Source organism: Collinsella aerofaciens, from assembly GCF_040910325.1.
Classification (GTDB): Bacteria; Actinomycetota; Coriobacteriia; order Coriobacteriales; family Coriobacteriaceae; genus Collinsella; species Collinsella aerofaciens_BL.
In genome coordinates, this window is the sequence record NZ_JBDGAV010000018.1 from 12,516 (window position 1) to 34,021 (window position 21,506).

Annotated in this window: 15 protein-coding genes; 8 read left to right on the top strand and 7 right to left on the bottom strand. The window is 61.4% G+C overall.

All coding sequences use genetic code 11. From position 1 onward, the window contains the following. Positions 1-81: 81 nt before the first annotated feature. From AB5Z25_RS07925 to AB5Z25_RS07940, 4 genes are all read left to right on the top strand, one after another. Positions 82-999: a tetratricopeptide repeat protein gene (locus AB5Z25_RS07925; protein WP_006235324.1), complete on the top strand. Its 918-nt coding sequence runs from the start codon at positions 82-84 to the stop codon at positions 997-999. Continuing rightward, the gene (smpB, locus tag AB5Z25_RS07930; RefSeq protein ID WP_368135248.1) at positions 989-1,459 is read left to right on the top strand and encodes an SsrA-binding protein SmpB; all 471 of its coding nucleotides are present in this window, start codon (positions 989-991) and stop codon (positions 1,457-1,459) included. The genes AB5Z25_RS07925 and smpB overlap by 11 nt, the downstream gene beginning before the upstream one ends. Before the next feature lie 206 nt (positions 1,460-1,665). Beyond that, positions 1,666-2,169: a flavin reductase family protein gene (locus tag AB5Z25_RS07935; protein WP_368135249.1), complete on the top strand. Its 504-nt coding sequence runs from the start codon at positions 1,666-1,668 to the stop codon at positions 2,167-2,169. Between the two features lie 88 nt (positions 2,170-2,257). Further along, positions 2,258-2,401, top strand: a complete 144-nt coding sequence (locus AB5Z25_RS07940; protein WP_006235327.1) for a rubredoxin-like domain-containing protein — start codon at positions 2,258-2,260, stop codon at positions 2,399-2,401. 393 nt (positions 2,402-2,794) lie between these two features. Here the strand turns inward: AB5Z25_RS07940 and AB5Z25_RS07945 are convergent, their stop codons facing one another. After that, positions 2,795-4,051 carry an Nramp family divalent metal transporter gene (locus AB5Z25_RS07945; protein ID WP_368135250.1) on the bottom strand — a complete coding sequence of 419 codons (1,257 nt, stop codon included), beginning with the start codon at positions 4,049-4,051 and terminating at the stop codon, positions 2,795-2,797. A gap of 522 nt (positions 4,052-4,573) precedes the next feature. On the opposite strand from AB5Z25_RS07945, the gene gltB reads away from it, so the two are divergent. From gltB to AB5Z25_RS07965, 4 genes are all read left to right on the top strand, one after another. Then, positions 4,574-9,271 (top strand): glutamate synthase large subunit, encoded by a 4,698-nt coding sequence (gene gltB / locus AB5Z25_RS07950; RefSeq protein WP_368135251.1) that lies wholly within the window; start codon positions 4,574-4,576, stop codon positions 9,269-9,271. Positions 9,272-9,276: 5 nt separating this feature from the next. Further along, positions 9,277-10,758 (top strand): glutamate synthase subunit beta, encoded by a 1,482-nt coding sequence (locus AB5Z25_RS07955; RefSeq protein ID WP_227789786.1) that lies wholly within the window; start codon positions 9,277-9,279, stop codon positions 10,756-10,758. 416 nt (positions 10,759-11,174) lie between these two features. After that, positions 11,175-11,882 carry a hypothetical protein gene (locus tag AB5Z25_RS07960; RefSeq protein WP_148332042.1) on the top strand — a complete coding sequence of 236 codons (708 nt, stop codon included), beginning with the start codon at positions 11,175-11,177 and terminating at the stop codon, positions 11,880-11,882. 355 nt (positions 11,883-12,237) lie between these two features. Then, positions 12,238-13,494 (top strand): amidohydrolase family protein, encoded by a 1,257-nt coding sequence (locus AB5Z25_RS07965; RefSeq protein WP_368135252.1) that lies wholly within the window; start codon positions 12,238-12,240, stop codon positions 13,492-13,494. Positions 13,495-13,627: 133 nt separating this feature from the next. On the opposite strand, the gene AB5Z25_RS07970 is transcribed toward AB5Z25_RS07965, so the two are convergent. The 6 genes from AB5Z25_RS07970 to AB5Z25_RS07995 form a co-directional block, all read right to left on the bottom strand. Next, positions 13,628-14,101 carry a hypothetical protein gene (locus tag AB5Z25_RS07970; protein WP_368135253.1) on the bottom strand — a complete coding sequence of 158 codons (474 nt, stop codon included), beginning with the start codon at positions 14,099-14,101 and terminating at the stop codon, positions 13,628-13,630. A 146-nt stretch (positions 14,102-14,247) separates the two neighbouring features. Continuing rightward, on the bottom strand, positions 14,248-14,520 hold the full coding sequence (locus tag AB5Z25_RS07975) for a metal-sensing transcriptional repressor (protein WP_035137388.1): 273 nt from the start codon (positions 14,518-14,520) through the stop codon (positions 14,248-14,250). Between the two features lie 135 nt (positions 14,521-14,655). After that, positions 14,656-14,877, bottom strand: coding sequence for a heavy-metal-associated domain-containing protein (locus AB5Z25_RS07980; protein WP_117794748.1), 222 nt, complete (start codon positions 14,875-14,877; stop codon positions 14,656-14,658). A 147-nt stretch (positions 14,878-15,024) separates the two neighbouring features. Beyond that, a complete protein-coding gene (locus tag AB5Z25_RS07985; protein WP_368135254.1) occupies positions 15,025-17,367 on the bottom strand; it encodes a heavy metal translocating P-type ATPase in 2,343 nt (780 codons plus the stop codon). A 492-nt stretch (positions 17,368-17,859) separates the two neighbouring features. Next, positions 17,860-19,944 (bottom strand): protein kinase domain-containing protein, encoded by a 2,085-nt coding sequence (locus AB5Z25_RS07990; RefSeq protein WP_368135255.1) that lies wholly within the window; start codon positions 19,942-19,944, stop codon positions 17,860-17,862. Between the two features lie 173 nt (positions 19,945-20,117). Continuing rightward, positions 20,118-21,080, bottom strand: coding sequence for an FHA domain-containing protein (locus AB5Z25_RS07995; RefSeq protein WP_368135256.1), 963 nt, complete (start codon positions 21,078-21,080; stop codon positions 20,118-20,120). Positions 21,081-21,506: the final 426 nt, after the last annotated feature.

Here is a 21,506-nt window from a genome sequence, read left to right on the forward strand (position 1 = left end):
GGGCCTCGTAAGAGACCCGGGTTTTGTGTATTGACCGTATATACGGCGCCTGCCGTGTTTCGCTCAGATCGAGGAGTAGCCATGGATCTGCCCATCAGCTTGCAAGACATCACGTACGCCGAGAACTATCTGGCGCAGGGCGACTTGGCTACGGCGACGCCGCTGCTGGAGCGTCTGGTGGAGCTCGCCGAGGAGTATATTGATGCTGAGTGCAAGACGGAGGAGAAGCGTCAATACTTTAGCTTCGATAGCAAGTTTGAGCGCTTGGCCTATCGCCGCGTGGAGAAGGATCCGCGCGAGCTCGTGCAGGTCGAGGTGCCGTTTGACCGCCTGTACTCTGACATGGCGTTTGCCTACATTCGCCAGCAGGATTATGTGAGCGCTCGTAATGCCCTGATGCAGGCTGTGCGTTGGGACCCCATGAACTGCAACTATCGCTTGGATTTGGCCGAGCTGTTCCGCGCACTCGAGGACAAGCAGGAATGGGCATCGCTCTCGTTCTCGGTGCTGGAGCGTGCAAGCGATGGCAAGTGCGCCGCCCGCGCTTACGCCAATCTAGGTCAGTACTTCTTGGAGCCCGAGACCGAGAACGTTTCGGCTGCCGTGGGCTGCGCGCGTCTGGCGCTGCGCCTGGCGCCCAACGATGCGCATACGACGCGCCTGCTCAACAAGATCCATACCACCTATCCGGATGCCGCTGATGAGAGCGACGACCACGTGATGGGTGAACTGGCCCTGCAAGGCGTGCCGACCTCGCCTTCGGCCGAGATTGCCATCTGCCTGATTATGTGCGCGACCGATGCTGCAAGCGACGGCGACAAGCAGGAGGCGACGCGCCTGACGGTGCGTGCTCGCGACTTGGTGGGCGAGGAGGCCTGCGCGGCGATTATCAAACTGGTGCGCGAGAGCGATGCCGAGCTCAATGCCGAGCGCAAGGCAAAGCGTGAGGCTGCGGGCTCAAACGCCGATGGAGCCAAGGAGGCCGGCGATGCCCAGTAAGCGCGAGCGCAAACTCATTTCCAAGAATCGCTCGGCACATCACGAGTACTTTATCGATGAGACGTTTGAGTGCGGTATTGAGCTGAGCGGCACCGAGGTCAAGTCGATTCGCGAGCGCGCCTGTCAGATCACTGACACTTTTGCGCTGATTCGTGGCGGCGAGTGCTGGCTCGTCGGACTGCATATCCACCCTTATAGCCATGGTGGCGTGTGGAATCGCGATCCCGATCGTCGGCGTCGTCTGCTGCTGCACCGCAAGGAGATCGACTTTCTTGACGGCAAACTTCGCAACCGTGGTTATGCGCTGGTTCCGTTGGAACTCTACTTTAATACCGACGGCCGCGTAAAGCTGCTGCTGGGTCTGGGTCGCGGCAAGAAGCTCTACGACAAGCGCGAGGACTTGGCCAAGCGTGATGTCCAACGCGAGATCGACCGCGCCCTCAAAGAGCGCAATCGCTGACCACCCTTCATAAGTTGCGGTGGAATACGGACTGTTTTGCCTGATTGAGGGACTATTCAGTCCCTATTTCACCGCAACTGCGGGCGTCTCATCTTTCTTACTGTTCTGACACATATGTCTCAAAGGCGGCGTCCGTTATGGGCGTCGCCTTTTTTGTGGGTACATACATCCATGAGGTTCCAACCCGAGCTAGGGGAGTGATCGTTATGGACAAAACTGCGTTCTTTACCATGCCGAGTGGCCTGTACGTGGTGAGCGCCGCGGCGGACGGGCTGCGTGCCGGCTGCGTCATCAACACAGCGGTGCAGGTGACATCCGCCCCGCCGCGCATCTCGATTGCCGTGAACAAGGAAAATGTCACGTCCGGCGTCATCGCATCGGCTAAGGCTTTTGCGCTGACCGTGATTGACCAGACCGCCGACATGCTCTATATCGGCAATTTTGGCTTCCGCACCAGCAGCGATTACGACAAGTTTGCCAAGTATGAGACCCACGAGACCACTCTGGGCATGCCCTATGTGCCCGAGCACGCGGCGGCGCTGTTTAGCTGCCATTTGATCGACACTGTGGATGTGGGCACGCATCTGCTGTTTATTGGCGAGGTCGAGGATGCCGAGCGCCTGAGCGACGAGACGCCACTGACGTACGACTACTATCACAAGGTACTAAAGGGCAAGACGCCGCCCAAAGCCTCGTCGTATCAAGGCTAGAAATGTTCTAAAAATACTTGCATTATGTTATTGAGAATATATATTAATAAGCAAGTACACCAGCAGTCACGTTCGAGAGGAGAACATCATGGCTGAGGAGAAGAAGACGTATAAGTTTGTGTGCACCGTTTGCGGTTACGAGGTTGAGGTCGACACGCCCGAGCTGCCCGAGGACTACGTATGCCCGGTCTGCGGCGTCGGCCCCGATGAGTTTGAGCTCGTCGAGGAGTAACTCGTAGACACACGGCGATTAGCCATACAGAGCTCTGTCCAAGGGTCCCGGCTGGATATTCCGGCCGGGACCCTTTTGATTTATCCGTCCCCAAGGGATCACGGCTGCTGTTAGCCGATCCTGCCTGTCGTGAGTCCGGCCGACTTTTTGTCTTAATCCGTAACATCTAGAAGCGGAAATTGGGTCCACTTGTTACAGATCAAGACAAACCAAAACCGTCCGGCAGAAGATCTCAATCTGTAACATCTAGCAGTGAAAACGGGGTCTATGTGTTACAGATTGAGACAAACGGAGCTGTCCCTCGGAATAATCTCGATCTGTAACATCTAGACATCAAAAGCGTGTCTAGATGTTACAGATCGAGACGTTTGCCTGGGTAGGTGCCCCGCCCCATTACATCCCTGTCAACAACACGACATCAAGAATCGTCACGATGACGCCGATCCCTACGAGCAGCGCGTTGAGCGGGCGCGAGTTGGCGTATTTGCCCATGACGCGGCGTGAGCTGGTGAGCCGTATGAGCACAAAGACCGTAATCGGCAGCTGAAGAGACAGCAGCGCCTGACTCCAAATGAGACCCTCAAAAGGATTCGGGACGACCAAGCACGCCGCCACTGCGCCGGCGAAACAGGCCGCCACCCCGATCGAGGAATGTCGGTCGTGGATGTCGTATTCCTCGTCGAACATGCCCGCGGTGATGGTGCCTGCCGCCATGCCTGCCGTCACACTACTCGATATGCCCGCAAACAGCAGTGCCACCGCAAAGATGGTCGAGCTTGCCGGGCCCAGAATGGGGGAGAGCGTGTCCGCTGCGACGGCGAGGTCGTCTACGACAATGCCATGCGCAAAGAAGGTCGTTGCGGCCAGGATGACCATGGCCGAGTTGATCGCCCAGCCCACGCCCATCGAAAAGAGCGTGTCGAAGAGCTCGTAGCGCAGACGTTCCTCGATAATCTGCTCGCCTTGGCCTTCGAAGTGCATGGATTGGATGACCTCGGAGTGCAGGAAGAGGTTGTGAGGCATAACGACCGCGCCTAGGACACTTACGATAATCGCGGCCGAGCCGGTGGGCATACTGGGTGTGATCCAGCTTGCGGCGGCCTGCGGCCAGTCGACCTTGACCAGCGTAAGCTCAGCCAAAAACGAGAGTCCTACCACGCCTACGAAGGCGATGATCCATCGCTCGGCGCGCTTGTAGGAGCTCGTCATGAGCATTGCCATCGATGCCGCGGCCACGATGACGCAGCCGGCGCGCACGGGCAGTCCAAAGAGCATCTGGAGCGCGATCGCGCCGCCCAGGATCTCGGCCATAGCGGTGGCGATGGTCGCGAGGTAGGCACTGGCGAGCACCGTGCGCCCAACGAAACGGGGGAGGTAGCGCGTCGTGGCTTCGGCAAGACAGGCGCCCGTTGCGATACCCAGGTGTGCAGCGTTGTGCTGCAACACGATGAGCATAACCGTGGACAGCGTGACCACCCACAGCAGCGCGTAGCCAAATTGCGAGCCCGCGGCCATATTTGAGGCCCAGTTGCCCGGATCGATAAAGCCGACGGTCACGAGTAGCCCGGGGCCGATGCGCCGCGCAATGTCTAGGCCTCCGTGACCGCCGGTGCGCCGGGAGCCAAAATGATGTTTGAGATGGTTGGGCATGGTGAGCTCCTGCGTGCCGTTTGTTTGACGCCGCAAAGGATACTCGTTTTAGGCTAAAAGTTAACCAAGACTAACAAAATTGTTGTATTTGAATAGGATGGTGAAAGGGGGTTTACCGAAATGTCTTGATCTGTAACAACCAGGGATGGAAATTGGGTCTAGGTGTTACAGATCAAGACAGGAAGAAATGGTCCTATGGAAAATCTCGATTTGTAACAGCTGACCGCCAAAACCGGCCCTTCGTGTTACAGATCGAGACATTCGGAACCGTCTCTCGAAAACATCTTGATCTGTAACAGTTAGTCGTCGAAATTGGGTCTTCCTGTTACAGATTGAGATGTTTGAAGCGGTGAGCATACAGGCCGAACTTGGGGCCTATGTTGTCGCCCTTGAGGTTGGCGGTGTCCACTCGTAGGGTGTGCGTTACGCGATTGTTTCGAAACGGGCGGGAAACACAACGGGCCGGCGATGCTCCTAGTATGCCTATTCAACTGACTGTCTAATATCTAGGGGAGGATCGCGATGCAGGCAGATTCCGCTCAGCAGCAGGGCCTTTATCGCCCCGAATTCGACCACGATGCATGTGGCATCGGCGCGCTTGCCGATATCAACGGTGAGCGCCATCACCAGATCCTGGACGACGCACTGTCCATTCTGGTCAACTTGGAGCACCGCGGCGGCACCGGACTCGAGAAGAACACCGGCGACGGCGCCGGAATCCTGTTCCAGGTTCCGCATCACTTTTTCCGTAAAGAGGCTCAAAAGTGCGGCCAGATTCTGCCGGCAGAGGGCGACTATGGCGTGGCCATGCTGTTCTTCCCGCAGGACGACAAGGGCGTAGAGGATGCCCGTCGCGTGTTTGAGGAGGGCTGCGCCGAGGCCGGCGTGCCGCTGCTCTTTTGGCGCGAGGTGCCCGTCGACCCGCACGACCTGGGCGAGACGGCCCGCGCCTGCATGCCCACAATCTTGCAGGCCTTCCTGGGCCGCCCCGACGACACGCCCGCCGGCGACGCCTTCGAGCGCCGCCTGTATGTGTGCCGCCGCACCATCGAAAAGAAGGCCGACGCCGAGTTCGCCTTGCGCGACAAGATCTTCTACGTCTGCTCCATGAGCTCGCGCACCATCGTGTACAAGGGCATGCTGGTCGCCACGCAGATGCGCCGCTTCTTCATCGATCTCAACGACGCCGCCGTCAAAACGGCCGTGGCGCTCGTCCACTCGCGCTACTCCACCAACACCACGCCCAGCTGGGAGCGTGCGCACCCCAACCGTTTTATCATTCACAACGGCGAGATCAACACCCTCAAGGGTAACGTCAACTGGATCCGCGCTCGCGAACCCAACCTGTACAGCCCCGTGTTGCAACATGATCTTGAGCGCGTGATGCCCATCATCAACCGCGAGGGTTCCGACTCCGCGATTCTGGACAACGTACTCGAGTTCCTGGTCATGAACGGCCGTCCGCTCACTCGTGCCGCGTCCATGCTGCTGCCCGAGCCGTGGGACCACAACGACAGTCTGAGCGAGGAGCGCCGCGCCTACGACGCCTACCAGTCCATGCTCATGGAGCCGTGGGATGGCCCGGCGGCCATCGCCTTTACCGACGGTCGCACACTGGGTGCCGCCCTCGACCGTAACGGCCTGCGTCCCGCCCGCTACTATGTGACGCGCGACGGTCACTTTATGCTGGCAAGCGAAGCGGGCACCATCGAGGTGAGCCCCGAGAACATCCTGACGAGCGGCTGTCTGGGGCCGGGCCAGATGCTCGAGGTCGACTTTGCCCGCGGCCGCGTGATCTACAACGACGAGCTGCGCGCTCGTTACGCCAAGGAAAAGCCCTATCGCGACTGGATCGCCGAGGAGACGCTGACCGTCGACGCGCTCGACAAGCCCGTCGCGCCCACGCCCGCCGAGGATACCGAGGTGCCCGCCGCCGTGCGCATGGCCAAGCTCGGGTATCACTGGGATGATGTTGACGAAGTCGTGCGTCCCATGGCCCAGCAGGGCAAGGCGCCGCTCGCCTCGATGGGCATCGATGCGCCGCTGGCCTGCCTGTCCAAGAAGACGCGCTCGTTCTTTGACTACTTCTATCAGCTGTTCGCCCAGGTCACGAACCCGCCCATCGACGCCCTTCGCGAGCATATGGTCACCTCGACCACGCTCTACCTGGGCAACCACGGCAACCTGCTCGAGGACTCTCGTACGGCCTGCCAGCTGGTTCGCCTGGAGCGCCCACTGCTGAGCGAGGAGGAGTTCGACCGCATTTGCGCCATCGACCGCGTGGGCTTTAAGACCCGCCGTTTCCGTGCCGTCTACCGCCGCGATGCCGGCGAGGGCGCGCTGCAGGCTGCGCTCAAGCAGCTTGCCGAAGACGTCGAGGCTGCGGTTCGCGATGGCGTGAACATCGTGGTGCTGAGCGACCGTGCCGCTGCGGGCGAGGTGCCCGTGCCGTCGCTGCTCGCCGTGGGCTGCGTGCACAACCACCTGATCCGTGCCGGCGTGCGTACCTTTGCCGACATCGTGGTGGAGTGTGGCGACGCCGTGTCCCCGCACGACTTTGCGGCGCTGGTGGGCTACTCCGCGAGCGGCATCTATCCGTACAACGCGCATGCGTGCATTCGCGACTTGGCGGCGCACGGCGATCTGGACGTGACAGCCGAGCAGGGCATCGCCAACTACAACAAGGCTGCGACCGCCGGCATCGTCTCCATCATGTCCAAGATGGGCATCTCCACGGTGCAGAGCTACCACTCCGCGCAGATCTTCGAGGCCGTGGGCTTTACGCCGGAGTTTGTCAACGCGTACTTCGCCGGCACGGTGAGCCGTGTGGGCGGTATGGGTGTCGAGGACGTCGAGCGCGAGCAGAATGAGCGCTACGACGCCGCGCTCGCTATCCTTAAGAGCCCGGCTCCCGATCAGCTGCCCACGTTGGGTCTGACCAAGTGGCGCCCGCTCGGCGGCGAGGATCACCTCATCGATCCGCAGACTGTCTACTTGCTGCGGACCGCCTGCCGTGAGGACAGCTACGACACCTTTAAGGAGTACAGCGCCCGCCTGCACCGCACCGGCCGTGCCGTGCGCCTGCGCGACCTGCTGGACTTTGATGCCGGCGGCCGCACCCCGGTGGCACTCGACGAGGTCGAGCCCGCGCTCAACATCGTTCGCCGCTTTAACACCGGCGCCATGTCGTACGGTTCCATCAGCAAGGAAGCACACGAGTGCATGGCCATCGCCATGAACCGCCTGCACGGCCGTTCCAACTCGGGCGAGGGCGGCGAGGATCCGCGCCGTGAGACCCCGCTGGCTAACGGTGACTCCAAGAATTCCGCCATCAAGCAGGTGGCAAGCGCGCGCTTTGGCGTGACGAGCCGCTACCTGTGCAGCGCCTTTGAGATTCAGATCAAGATGGCCCAGGGCGCCAAGCCCGGCGAGGGCGGCCACCTGCCCGGCAAGAAGGTCTACCCCTGGATCGCCGAGGTCCGTCAGTCCACGCCCGGCATCGGCCTGATCTCGCCTCCGCCGCACCACGACATCTACTCCATCGAGGACCTGGCGGAGCTTATCTTCGATCTTAAGAACGCCAACCCCGGCGCACGCGTGTCGGTCAAGCTGGTCAGCGAGGCCGGCGTCGGCACCATCGCCACCGGTGTGGCCAAGGGTGCCGCCGACAAGATCTTGATCAGCGGCCACAACGGCGGCTCCGGTGCTGCGGCGCGCGATTCGATCTGGCACGCCGGTCTGCCGCTGGAGCTTGGCCTTGCCGAGGCCCAGCAGACGCTGCTGCAAAACGGCCTGCGCTCGCGCGTGGTGCTCGAGGCCGACGGCAAACTCATGGACGGCACCGATGTTGCCGTCGCCTGCCTGCTGGGTGCCGAGGAGTTTGGCTTTGCGACCATGCCGCTCATCTCGATGGGCTGCCTCATGCAGCGCGACTGCCAGCAGGATACCTGCCCGGCCGGCATCGCGACGCAAAACTGCCGCCTGCGTCGCGGCTTCCGCGGCAAGCCCGAGCACGTTGAGCACTTTATGCTCTTTGTTGCCGAGCAGCTGCGCGAGGTCATGGCGAGCCTGGGCTTCCGCACCGTCGACGAGATGGTCGGCCATCCCGAGTGCCTGCGCCAGATTGAGGTCCCGGGCAACCGCAAGGCTAACCTGCTGGATCTGTCGCCCGTGCTGGCGAGCGCGACCTGTGAGTTTGGTGCCCACATCCCGGGTGCCGACGGCCGTCACTTCCTGCCCCAGATGGCTGCGGACAGCGAGCTCGAAAAGACGCTCGACTCCACGTTGTTTGTGCCCTATACGGCCGATGCCCGTGCGCACCTGCGTCCGATTCGCTTCCGCGCCGATATCGCCAACGTCAACCGCTGCGTGGGCACCATCTTGGGCAACGCGGTGACCAAGGCGCATCCCGAGGGCCTGCCCGCCGGCTCCATCACCATCGATTGCGATGGTTCGGCCGGTCAGAGCTTTGGCGCCTTCCTGCCGCGCGGCATTACGCTCAACGTGTGCGGCGACGCCAACGACTACTTTGGCAAGGGCCTTTCGGGCGGCGAGGTGTCGGTGCGCCCCAACCCGCATGCGACCTACAAGTTCGACGAGAACATCATCGTGGGCAACGTTGCGTTCTTTGGCGCTACGAGTGGCCGCGGCTTCATTAACGGCCTGGCCGGCCAGCGCTTTGGCGTACGCAACTCCGGTGCCACGGTGGTGGTCGAGGGCTGCGGCAACCATGGCTGCGAGTACATGACGGGAGGTCTGGCGCTCATCCTGGGCGAGGTCGGGCAGAACTTCGCCGCCGGCATGACGGGTGGCGTGGCTTACGTCTTTGACCAGTACGGCACGCTCGATGCCCGTGTGAACCACGAGAGCGTTGAGCTTAAAGCCCCGACGGCCGGTGAGCTGGCGCAGATTCGTGCGCTCGTCCAGGAGCACGTGGACGCGACGCAGAGCCCGCGCGGCATTAAGCTGCTCTACAGCTTTGAGACGATGAGCAAGCACTTTGTGAAGGTCATTCCAACCGAGTACGAGCGCGTGCTGGCGATTGTCGCCGCCGCCGAGGCTGCCGGCAAGACGCATGCGCAGGCAGAGGAGCTGGCGTTTGACATTGTGACCGGTCGCGCCGACGCCGCCGATGTCGCTCGCTTTGATGTGGCGGGTGGTGTCGCTGGCGCTGCGCCCGCCACCGCCAGCTCTGTTGCTTCGACCAAGAAGGAGGCGTAAGTGCCATGGGTAAGCCCGGTGCTTTTCTTGATATCGATCGCGTGACCCACGAGCTGCGCCCCGTGGAGGAGCGCAGCCGCGATTTCGATCCGCTGTACGTGGAGCTCGACGACGATGCGCGCCGTGCCCAGGCGAGCCGCTGCATGATGTGTGGTGTGGCGTTTTGTCAGATGGGCGCGAGCTTTGGCAAGGCACGCCCGAGCGGCTGCCCGCTGCACAACCTGATTCCCGAGTGGAATGAGCTGGTGTACCGCGGCCGCTGGGATGAGGCTGTCGAGCGCCTGTCGCTCACCTCGCCCATGCCCGAGTTTACGAGTCGCGTGTGCCCGGCGTTGTGCGAGGCCGCGTGCAACCTGGGTTCGGTCGATGGCCAACCCACGACGATCCATGACAACGAGCGTGCGATCAGCGACCATGAGTGGGCCAACGGCGGTCCGCGCCGCTTTGAGCCGGCAGGGGAGGGCGCGCCCACGGTTGCCGTGGTGGGCTCTGGTCCTGCTGGTCTGGCGGCAGCATGGGAGCTTGCGCGTCGCGGTGCCCGCGTGACGGTGTTTGAGCGTGACGACCGCCCGGGCGGCCTGCTCATGTACGGCATTCCCAACATGAAGCTCGAGAAGTCCGTGGTCGAGCGTCGCGTGGCACTTATGCGCGAGCTGGGCATTGTGTTCGAGCTGGGTGCTGACGTGAGCGATCCCAAGGTTACCGCCAAGCTCGACGACTTTGACGCCGCCGTGGTGGCTGCCGGCGCTCGTGCTCCGCGTGGGCTTTCGGCTGCGAACATTGATGCCCCGGGCGTGGTGTATGCCGTGGACTACCTGACGGCTTCGACCGCCTCGGTGCTCGATGGCGGCGAGCCTGTCATCGATGCATGCGGCCTGGACGTCGTGGTCATTGGCGGCGGCGATACCGGTAACGACTGCGTGGGCACCGCGGTACGTCAGGGTGCGCGCAGCGTGCGCCAGTTTGAGTTCTTGCCGGCTGCGCCCGATAAGCGCGCGGCGAGCAACCCCTGGCCGCAGTGGCCCAACGTTAAGAAGACCGACTACGGCCAGCAGGAGGCTATCGCTGCGATGGGTGGCGAGATGCGTGCCTGGGGCGTGGATACGCTCGAGGTGCTGCTGGACAAGAAGGGCGCGGCTGCGGGTCTGCGCGTGGTCGATCTGGACTGGTCGGCGGGAAAGCCCGAGCGCATCGCGGGCTCCGAGCACGAGGTACCGGCGCAGCTGGTGCTCATCGCCTGCGGCTTCACGGGCCCGGAGCACAGTGTGTTCGACGCCGTTGGCGTGCCTGTTGCCACCGCTGGTCGTCCGCTGCCGGTGATGGCTGCCGAGGGCTCGCACCTTGCGGCTCGTGTCGACGGCGTCGCCGCGGATGCCGCGCCGGTGTATGTGGCGGGTGATGCTCGCAACGGCAGCTCACTCGTGGTAAACGCCGTGGCCGATGCCCTGGCCTGCGCTGCCGAAGTCGCCGACGCGCTGGAGCTGTAAGGCGGCTGTCCACAGCTGAATCGTCAAGGGCTGTCCCCAACGGCCGGCACATAAGGAACGTCCCCAAGTGCCGGCATGCTGGGGACGTTCCTTTTGGGTCGGCATTCGGGGACACTTCTTGCGGGTTTGCGACCGATTTGCTCGTTTGTCGACGCGCGAGTGTCCATTCGGCGTTTTCTTGAGCTGTGGTCACCTGTTGTTTCTGTGGTGGCTGTGGGCATATGGCTCAAAAGGGCGGGTTGGCCGTCTATGTTTACCTGCGGTTTTATTGCGGTGCGCATTTTCGGTCAAGCATCCCGTCAAGTGTTTGGTCAGCAGTTGGTTTGCAGCCGGAGGCCTATTTTGTCCGTGCTGACAGTGGCTGCCCACCCTCCTCGTAAGCTCAAATTGAGGTTCATCAGTTTGAGGAGGATGCCGTGACTGACCACGTTTTAGACCGAGCGCATCTGGCCGAAGCCGTTGGCAACGATATTGCCGACATGGCCCATTTTTGGATGCTGCGGAAGTTTCAGTTTTTGGAGCCGGCGCGCGAGCAGTTCGAGATCATTGTCGACCCGTGGCTCGGCTATTGCACCGAGCCTTCCCAAAACGAAATCATGGCCTACAACATGGCATTTACCGATTGGCTGCTCTTCGAGCGCCCCTATCGCCATGGCAAGACGCTGCTCGAGCTGTATGTTGATGAGCCGCCGGCATCGCTTTCGCCTGCCTCGCTCAAGCGGCTCGAGCAGGTATGCGACACGCAGTATTTCTCGCGCTTTGGCATTTTGGACAAGGATCCTGCGACTGGTATGGTCGCGCTGAAGGACACACGCACCGACCGTCGCTTTGACGTCTACGATCCGCATATCGTGCAAAAGGAGCATTGGAGCGACGGAGCGATTGCGGTGCGCCTCGCCTGCGTCGACGATGTCTGGCTGACGGCGGGACAACTCTATCTGTATGACATCGCACGCCTGAGTGACACGGCGGTCGATGGGCCTGGTGCGGTGCATCCGGAGGACCTGCAGGATGGCTTTGACACCTCGTGCATCAGTTTCTTCTTGCGTCTGGTCCGCGACATCATGGGCGCCCAGGGGCGGTACGTAAAGTCGCTCAACATCTACGAGCAGGAGTGGGAGTAGGGGATGTTACTGGGGTCGCTCTGCTGCCCTGACTTTGTCTCAATCTGTAACGTTTGGCGGCTGTTTGGGCCCGTAACTGTTAGAGATCGAGACATTCCCCTGATGTTGCTGGGGTGGGGCTGCAACGTATTCCGTCCCCCACATCCCCTCTTCCCTCCGTTAGCCGATATGTCCGCAGCAACCCTGCCGCGCTGGATAATAATGGACAAATGTTCAAGTTAATCGTGAGGGAGGAGCTCGATATGGCGTCTGCCGATCGTTCTACGTTGTTTATCAATGCGACCATTCTGGATGGTTCGGAGCATATGGAGCCGCAACCCGATATGGCCGTGGCCGTTGAGCGCGGTGTCATCACATGGATGGGGCGAGTGCTGTGGCGCAGGCGCCCGCGGGTGCCGAGGTTATCGACCTGGGTGGTGCGTATCTCATGCCCGGTCTCATCAATATGCACGTGCACCTGTGCGGCTCGGGCAAGCCTGTCTCGGCCGGCGATGCGGGCGCGCTGATGAAGAAGCTCGATAATCCCGTGGGCCGCACCATCGTCCGCCGCATCCTCAAAGGCAGTGCCCAGCAGCAGCTAGCAAGCGGCGTGACCACGGTGCGCGGCGCGGGCGACCCGCTGTTTGCCGATCTGGCCGTGCGCGATGCTATCGATGCCGGCAAGTATCAGGGTCCTCGCCTGGTGGCGCCGGGAACGGGCATCACGGTGCCGGGCGGCCATGGTGCGGGCCTGTTCGCCCAGGTGGCCAACAGTCCCGCCGAGGCAGCCGAACAGGTGCGCGACCTGTATGCGCGTGGTGCCGACGTCATTAAGCTGTTCGTGACGGGCGGCGTGTTCGATGCGACCGAGGTGGGCGAGCCGGGCGTGCTGCGTATGCCAGTGGAGGTTGCCGCGGCGGCATGCAAGGCGGCGCACGATATGGGCCTTCCGGTTATGGCCCATGTCGAGAGTACCGAGGGCGTGAAGGCCGCGCTTGAGGCCGGCGTTGACACGATTGAGCACGGCGCTCCGTTGACACCCGAAATCTTGGAGCTGTACCGTGGCGCCGCGGGCACGCAGCTCGAGGGGCGTGCTCCGAGTGTGACCTGCACTATCAGCCCGGCGCTGCCGTTTGTATTGCTCGACCCGGAAAAGACCCATTCTACCGATACGCAAAAGAAGAACGGCGACATCGTGTGCTCGGGCATCATCGAGAGCGCCCGTGCCGCACTGGAAGCTGGCGTTAAGGTGGGCCTTGGCACGGACTCAAGCTGCCCGTTCGTGACGCAGTATGACATGTGGCGCGAGGTCGCCTATTTTGCCAAGTATGTCGACGTGAGCAACGCCTTCGCACTGCATACAGCCACGCAGGTTAATGCCGAGCTGCTGGGGCTGGGCGGCGATACTGGCGCGATCGAGTGCGGCAAGGCTGCCGATATCTTGGTAACGCGCGAGAATCCTCTCGATAATCTGTGCGCTCTGCGTGAGCCGATACATGTGATGTGTCGCGGTGATCTGGTGCGCAAGCTCAAGGTGAAGCGCATTCCCGAGGTTGATAACGAGCTCGACGCGATTATGGCCATGCCGGCCGAGGCGTTGGCCGAGGAGCTCGCCCGCGACGGCGTGGCGTAGATGTGACAAAGGGACAGCTCCGTTGCCGCATACAAAAAGCCGAGGTCTCAACACGAGGCCTCGGCTTTTTTATCGAACAAATACTTAAGATTTGGGACAAACAAACCTGATTAATTTGTCCCGCGTGCGGGCGCTAGGAGCGGGTTTCCATCTTGGCGTGGCACTTGGGGCAGGTGACGCGGATCTTGCCCTTGCCCTTGGGGACGGACAGCATCTGACCGCAGTTGGGGCACTTGAGGTACGCCGTGGTCTTGCGACCCTTCCACATCTTCTTGGCCGTTCGCTTGGCACGTTCAAAGTCTTCCTTGCTAGTACCGGCTGCGCGCGAGGCGTTGGCCGCTGCAGCTCCGCCGCCCAAGCTGGCGACGAACTTGCCCAAGCCGGGAACATTGGCAGTCGCGGCGACAAAGGCCTCGTTCTCCTTGCGACGTGCATCGATATTTTTGGACAGGCCGCGAAGCACGCCAATCACGATGACGGCGATGGCGATCCAGCTGAGCCACTGGATGCGGGCCATCGATCCGATCATCGCGATGACGATGCCGGCAAAACCCATCACGATGGTGAGCTCGTCGGCGCCATTGCGACCCTTCATAAAGTCATTCATGCAAATTGCCTTTCATTCGATATGCCGCACGCCCTTATACCCGATTTAGAGCAAGGGGGACAGGTTAATCTGCACCAATGTGGCGCAAACGTACCTGTCCCCGGAATACCAAGACGGTGTAAAGAAGTCTGTCCCCAATGCCCCAATTACTTGGATAGCTTGTCGACGACGCGTTCGATCTCGGCGAGCTTGGCGGCCTTGAGGTCTTCGTCGCCCGATTCGATCGCCGAAGTCACGCAGCCCTCGATATGCGCCTTGAGCACGTCGGCGTTAATGCGCGCGAGGAGCGCCTGTGTGGCCATGAGCTGCGTGGAGATATCGACGCAATAACGGTCCTCATCGACCATCCGCAAAATGCCGTCGATCTGACCGCGTGCCGTCTTGAGCATGCGGGTCACCGATTTATGGTCTGCCATCATGGCGGGTCCTCGTTTCTGGTCGATCTTCCGGATGCCCCCGTCAGTTGCGGTGAAATACGGACTGTTTAAAGGCCTAGGGCGGCTCAACAGTCCGTATTTCACCGCAACTTCTGAGGATTGAGTAGGCAGCGCCTGCTACGCGGCGGTCACGGACAGGGCGTGGAACTTCTCGCCGGCGCCCTCGACGGCGGCAGCGAGCTGCTCGGCGGTCACGGTGTCGGCGCACTCCACCTGGACGGTCTGGGTCTCGTGATCGGCGTCGGCGTCGGTCACGCCGGCCACGTTGAGCAGCGCCGTCTCGACGGTGGCATCGCAGTGGCCGCACATAAGGCCGGAAGTCTTGATCTTGTAACGCATGGGTATTCCTCTCTGTTGTGTCGGCTTTCCCAGGCACCCGAGATTGACCTTCAAACCGTCGCTCGCGTACCAAAGTACGCGTCGCTCCTCTTTCAGGTCAATCTCGGGTACCTGGAAAACCCGTTCTAAATGAACGTAATAGTGATCCTATTTTGCCACTTTAGGCATAAAGGATTTTAAGCGCAGGGCATTGGACACGACGCACACGCTCGACAGGCTCATGGCCGCGGCGCCGAACATCGGTGAGAGCTGCCAGCCGGTGAGGGGGAAGAACGCGCCCGCGGCGAGCGGAATGCCGATACCGTTGTAGAACAGCGCCCAGAACAGGTCTTGCTTGATGTTGCGGATCGTGGCGCGCGAAAGCTCGATGGCGCGGGCGACGTCCATGAGGTCGCTGCGCATGAGTACCACGTCGGCGCCCTCCTTGGCGATGTCGGCGCCGGTGCCGATAGCAAGGCCCACGTCGGCGCGCGCCAGGGCGGGGGAGTCGTTGATGCCGTCGCCCACCATGGCGACCTTGCCGCCCGCATCCTGCAGCTCGCGCACGTGGCGCTCCTTGTCGGCGGGGAGGACGTCGGCGATGACCTGCTTGCTGTTCAGTCCCACGCGGCGGGCGATTGCTTCGGCCGTCACACGGTTGTCGCCGGTGAGCATGCGCACGTCGACGCCGAGCTTGCGGAGCGCGGCGATGGCCTCGGCGCTCGTCTCCTTGACCTCGTCAGCCACGGCAATGGTGCCGGCAAGCTCGCCGTTCTTGGCAAAGAACAGCGGCGTCTTGCCCTCGGCGGCAAATTGCTCGGCAAGACCCGCGGGCACGGTAACGTCCAGCTCGTCCATCAGGCGTACGTTGCCGGCGGCGATGAGGTTTTGCCCCTCGCGCGCTGTAACGCCGCGACCGGGCACGGCGGCAAAGTCCTCGACGGTGCGGGCGACAATTCCGCGCGTCTCGCACTCGGCCATAATCGCCTCGGCCAGCGGGTGCTCGCTCGAGCGCTCCAGCGCAGCGGCCAGCTTGAGCAGCGCCTTTTCACTCATGGCGGGCGATCCGTCGGCGCGCGTGGCTACCACGATATCGGTCACGGCAGGCTTGCCGCGAGTGACCGTGCCCGTCTTATCGAGCACCACGGTGCCCACGCTGCGCAGGTTCTCCAGCGCCTCGGCGCTCTTAAACAGAATGCCCATCTCGGCGCCCTTGCCGGTGCCTACCATAATGGCGACGGGCGTGGCCAGACCCAGTGCGCACGGACAGCTGATCACCAGCACAGCGACGGCGGAGGTGAGCGCTTCGTTCACGCTACCGGTCAGCACCATCCACACCACGAAGGTCACGGCCGAGATCACGAATACCACGGGAACAAACACACCGGCGACCTTGTCGGCCATGCGGGCGATGGGCGCCTTGGTGGCGTTGGCATCCTCGACGAGCTGGATAATCTTGGCGAGCGACGTGTCGGCGCCCACACGCGTGGCGCGGAAGGTAAACGAGCCCGTGCGGTTGACCGTGGCCGCGTTGACAGTGTCGCCGGCGGTCTTCTCCACGGGGATGGACTCGCCGGTCAGCGCACTTTCGTCCACGGCCGAAGCGCCCTCGAGTACGACGCCGTCGACAGGGATGGACTCGCCGGGGCGCACACGCAGTACCTGGCCGGGAAGGATGCTGTCGACGTCGACGGTGGTCTCGCTGCCGTCCTCTGCCACGACGGTCGCGGTCTTGGGTGCAAGGTCGATGAGTGCCTCGATGGCGCCGCCGGTTTTGGACTTGCTGCGCGTCTCGAGGTATTTGCCCACGGTGACGAGCGACAGGATCGTGCCGGCGCTCTCAAAATACAGGTTGTCCATGCTCGTCATCATGGCCTCGTGGATCTGACCCGCGGCTAGCTGGTCGGCCATGATGAACATGGCGTAGAGCGACCAGGCGATGGAGGCGGTGGCGCCCACGGCAATAAGGGCGTCCATGGTGGGCGCGCCGTGCGCGAGCGATTTAAACCCGTTGATAAAGTACGCGTCGTTGACATAGACGATGGGGATGAGCAGGACGAGCTCGGTGAGGGCGAGCGTCATGCTGTGGATATGGTCGGTGAAGATGCCGGGCAGCGGCCAGCCGAGCATGTGCCCCATGCCTATGTAGAACAGTGGGATGAGGAATACGATCGAGACGATGAGGCGGGTGCGCATGGCAGAGGCGGCGGCCTCCAGCTTTTTGGTGGGCGACTCCATATGGGTGACGCCAGACCTGGCTTGTACGCCGTCGCTTGAGCCGGCGGCACCGGTGCCTGCGTCGACGGGCGAGGCCGAGTAACCCGCGCGGTCGACGGCGGTGCAGATATCGTCGGGGGAGACCTGCGCGGGGTCGTAGTCGACCATCATGGAACCGGCGAGTAGGTTGACCGCGACGCTTTGGACGCCGTCGAGCTTGCTGACGGCGCGGTCCACGTGCGCCTGGCAAGCGGCGCACGTCATGCCGCCTACGTCGAACTTATCTTGAGCCATGGCTTCTCCTTTCTGTGGTTCGGTGTTGAAATTGTTAACCTGCCGATACTATACACCCATACCCCCTGGGGGTGTCCAGTACAGAAAGAAATGTATGACATTTCGTTACAGATGAGGGTGGTTGGTTGGCCGATGGACCGTCTCAACCAATCATCTCAATCTGTAACAACTAGACCCGTTTTTGTCGAGTAACTGTTACAGATCGAGACATTGCATCGAGCCACAACTTAACGTCTCAATCTGTAACATCTGGGGACCGTTTTGCCTGCTAGATGTTACAGATCGAGACAAACCATTAGAGGGTAACCTGAACATCTCAATCTGTAACAGTAAGACCGTTATTTGGGTCCTAGTTGTTACAGATTGAGATGTTGTCTCGCGGGGTTGGGGTTTGTCTCGTTCTGTAACATCTAGACCTGTATCTGCCGAGCTAGTGTTACAGATCGAGACAATTGCCGGGGAGGGGTCCCGTCACGGCAAGATGCCCGCCGCCTAGATACAGAACCCGGGGATCACACAGGTTAGCTTGTTTGGCTTTTCCGCAGGCGTTGCGTACGTAAAGACGTCGCCGTCGTGCCCCACGCGGTTCATATAGAGCGTGCCTTCGCTCTCCGATGTGTCGGGGCTCACCGTGCGCTCCCACCAACAGGTGTCCTTGCCCTTCCACTGGCGGACCATCGTCTCGTTCGTGGAATACGGGCTCACCTTGAGCTCGCGGAAGAGCTGATACTCCTTGCCCTCGCCGTTGTAGATGTCTGCCAGGTAGTGATAGTCCTCGGTAAACGAATCGGGCGGTTGCGTACCGCACAGCTCGACCATGGCGGGCAGCCAAAGGGTTGCGGGCAACTCGCTCAGGCACGATGCGCTGTTGGCGGCGCCCACATTGTTCGAGACCTTCTTGACCCCTTTAATGAGTGCGCGCAACTCGTTGGGCAGCAGCTTGAGGCCGTCGCCGTTGAGCCATTCCCGCAGCTCGCAATCTGCCCAGCCGGCGCTCGGCGGTTCAGCCGCAGCGTTGCGCTCGGCAATGCCGGCGTCGAACATAAACGTTAGCCCTGCCTTGCCCGTCCCGTCCAGAAGCTCGTCGTGGCGGATGCCCACAAGCTGAGCGCCGACGTGCAGCCCGTTGGTGAGCGTGACGCGCTTGGTGCATGGATAGGGGATATGCCCGTTGTCATCGAGCAGGTGGTAGCGCTTGGCAATCTCGCGTGCCTCGCTACGGGTCTCGGCGGCCTTAATCTTGAGCGAAATCTCCTGCAGCTGATCCCAGGTGTAGTCGTCAAGTGAACCGCGGATGCCGTCCAGGTAGTCGGGGATGCCAAAGCCATGGGTTGCCGCCCCGATAACGCCGAGCCCCGCAACGGCTGCGACAACGCCACCGATAATAAAGCGGCGGCGGGTCATGGCATCGTGCCGGGCCTGCTCCAGGATCTCTCGCGCTCGCTCGCCGGCGACGTCGACCTTAAGGTGCGTGCCAGAATCGATGTCAATCGCGGCCTCGTCTCCTGTGCCTTCGCGGCCCTCGGATTCGGCATCGGTGAGGTATGCCGAGAGCACCTCGAGCATCTGCTGCTCGGTGGGACGATCGCACTGCTCGACTGAGAGACCCTTCATGATGATTTGGACGAGCGCTTCATCGCCCTCGCAGCGCGGCTCGAGCGGTGCCGGCTTGGTCTTGGTCTTTACGAGATAGAACGAGCCGGTTGCAGCGGCGTCCGTCGACTCAAAGTCAAACGGTTTGCGACCGCTGTAGAGCTGGTACAGAATGCTCGAAAGCGCGTAGACATCGATTGCCGGCGAACGGCGAAGGGCCGCGATGCCTTCGATATCCTGCGTGAGCATCTCGGGCGCGGCGTATGCGGGTGTGGCAAAGCGCCAGATGTCGGCGCGCCGGGTGATCGTGTCGTCGCCGAGAGCCATGGTCGCGGAGCCCATGTCGATGAGGCAGGGGTCAAAGGAGCAATCGGCAATCTGCTGCTCGAGCGTTCGGCTGGTGGTGCGGAACATGATATTGGCAGGCGACAGGTCGCGATGGATGACCGGATTCACGAGGCCTTGGGTCATCAAGAGCGCACGAAGCACGGCGTTTCCGACGGCGGCGACCATCTGGGTGGTCAGCCCGCCCGAGGCGTCGTGCGGAAGCAGGGGCAGCGCCTGCTTGAGCGAGGTGCCCTCGACCCACTCCATGAGGATGAGCGGGTCATCCTCGCACGATCCGTAGCCATAGACGCGCGGAAATCCGCGCAGGTGCGAGACGGTACACAGATGACGGTACTCCTCGAACAGCGCGGCGGTGTTGGCCAGGTGAGCGGCTGATTGCTCGGCGGAGCGGTCGGGGGCTTGGCCGGAAAGGACGGCGTTGTCCTTGAGCAGCTTGACGGCAAAGACCTCGCCGCTTGTGTTGGTCGCGCGAAGCACGTGCCCGATATTGCCGTTGTTGCGGTGGGCCGTCTGGAGAATAAACGTCATAAACCGACGCTTGGCGTCGTCCTCGGCGCTGGGGTCGACCGCCACGGCGGTATCGAACGTGTCAAGACGGATGAGCTTGTCGCCATAGGCGCTATCGGTAGTATCCATGGCGTTCCTTTGTCTGGCATGGGTTGCCGCACGTATGCGTCGGCAGTGCGGCTATTGGTAAAGCATCATGATAGCCGCACTGCCAGCGTATGCCGCTGAGTATTGTCGTTTATGACGCAGAAGGTAGAAGACAAAAGACGGGTGGCGACCGTTTTTCGATCGCCGCCCGCGCGCTAGTCCACAATGACAAGGAATGTCGTGTAGAGGCCAAGATGGAGCCTGTCGCTGTTTTCGATTTCCACCGGGGGATAGATTTTGCCAGGCTCGCGTTGGTCACGCGGCGGCTCAATCACAATGTCGCCGTCGCCTGCGCCCGATTCGAGTACCGTGCCGTTGGTCGATCCAAGGCCCTGGGCGTACCAGTGCTCACCCTCAAGCCAAATGCGAAGATGCTCGCGCGATGCGTCGGCGCCCACATCGGTGATGCTGGGCGAGGTTTTGGGCAAAGAACCAATCACGGTGCCGCGCGGATCGCGTGTGAGGGGATGGATTTGCATGTCAACGCTGTTTCCGGCGTGCGTCCTAAGCAAGCCGAGGTTGGGAGCGACGGCGCGCGGTTGATCCAAGCTGCTCAAAAAACTACGACCGACGGTGGTCTCGGTGGTGCCAAAATGCCCGCCCGTCTTGCTATCGCAAAAACGCTCAACGGTTGCTACGCCTTGAACGGGGTCGGCGAGCGCCCCCGTTGCCACAAAGAGCATAAGGTAAAGCGTGCTTTTCTCGCGCATGGCATTGCCGTCAAAGTTGTCGATGCGATTGAGGGCATTTGCATATAGGCGGCTGTCCAGCTTGTAGCTGGCGAGAGCCGACATCATTTCGTTGGCGGCCGGACCGCGATAGTGCTCAGCGATTGCCCGATAGGCGGACTCGCCGCCGCCGAGCTTGCTGCAGATTGCCGAGGAAAGGTTGAGCGTGGTGACGGTAAAGTCGCTGTAGATGGAGGGCGCGCACTGGTCAGGCTTGCGATGGACGATGTAACGGGTGAGATACGAGCGGTTGGAAGAGCATTTCTCGAGCAGGGTACTGCCGAGATAAGAGTTTCCATTGATGAGCATTCGGGCGATCTCGAGATGTTTAAGACCGCCGAACGAGCGAATATCGTTATAGAGGACCGAGCAAGGCGTCTCTGCTGCCACGGATACCTCCTTTGATTGCTTCCTAGCCAATATGGCGATAGGAATTAATGGCCCCCGGTGGGCGACGTATTAAATGGCTGCGCAATATATAGCGTAACCAAAGCAACATTATAGGCCACATGTTCGAAATTGCAGGAAGACTGAGAGATTTGGTTTGGACTGGACGGAAATCCCCCTCTGTCTTGATCTATAACAATTAGGACCCGGTTTTGTCCCGCAGCTGTTACAGATTGAGACAATCAGCCGGGCCCACCTCGTCCACCTCGTCATCTGTGGTTTACGTGGGGGCATGCGAAGCACGGGTATACTAACCGGCGGCGAATCTGCTCCATCGCTTAGAGCTGCTGCGTCTGGACGGCGCGTGATAGGGCTGCCAAAGCGATCGCCAGCGTGCTGAGCAACGTCCTCTCTGTGCGCACCTGTTTT

Coding starts and splice junctions, on each gene's coding strand:
- AB5Z25_RS07925 (WP_006235324.1), top strand. CDS start 82: ATGGATCTGCCCATCAGCTTGCAAGACATCACGTACGCCGAGAACTAT.
- smpB (WP_368135248.1), top strand. CDS start 989: ATGCCCAGTAAGCGCGAGCGCAAACTCATTTCCAAGAATCGCTCGGCA.
- AB5Z25_RS07935 (WP_368135249.1), top strand. CDS start 1,666: ATGGACAAAACTGCGTTCTTTACCATGCCGAGTGGCCTGTACGTGGTG.
- AB5Z25_RS07940 (WP_006235327.1), top strand. CDS start 2,258: ATGGCTGAGGAGAAGAAGACGTATAAGTTTGTGTGCACCGTTTGCGGT.
- AB5Z25_RS07945 (WP_368135250.1), bottom strand. CDS start 4,051: ATGCCCAACCATCTCAAACATCATTTTGGCTCCCGGCGCACCGGCGGT.
- gltB (WP_368135251.1), top strand. CDS start 4,574: ATGCAGGCAGATTCCGCTCAGCAGCAGGGCCTTTATCGCCCCGAATTC.
- AB5Z25_RS07955 (WP_227789786.1), top strand. CDS start 9,277: ATGGGTAAGCCCGGTGCTTTTCTTGATATCGATCGCGTGACCCACGAG.
- AB5Z25_RS07965 (WP_368135252.1), top strand. CDS start 12,238: ATGGATGGGGCGAGTGCTGTGGCGCAGGCGCCCGCGGGTGCCGAGGTT.
- AB5Z25_RS07970 (WP_368135253.1), bottom strand. CDS start 14,101: ATGAATGACTTTATGAAGGGTCGCAATGGCGCCGACGAGCTCACCATC.
- AB5Z25_RS07975 (WP_035137388.1), bottom strand. CDS start 14,520: ATGATGGCAGACCATAAATCGGTGACCCGCATGCTCAAGACGGCACGC.
- AB5Z25_RS07980 (WP_117794748.1), bottom strand. CDS start 14,877: ATGCGTTACAAGATCAAGACTTCCGGCCTTATGTGCGGCCACTGCGAT.
- AB5Z25_RS07985 (WP_368135254.1), bottom strand. CDS start 17,367: ATGGCTCAAGATAAGTTCGACGTAGGCGGCATGACGTGCGCCGCTTGC.
- AB5Z25_RS07990 (WP_368135255.1), bottom strand. CDS start 19,944: ATGGATACTACCGATAGCGCCTATGGCGACAAGCTCATCCGTCTTGAC.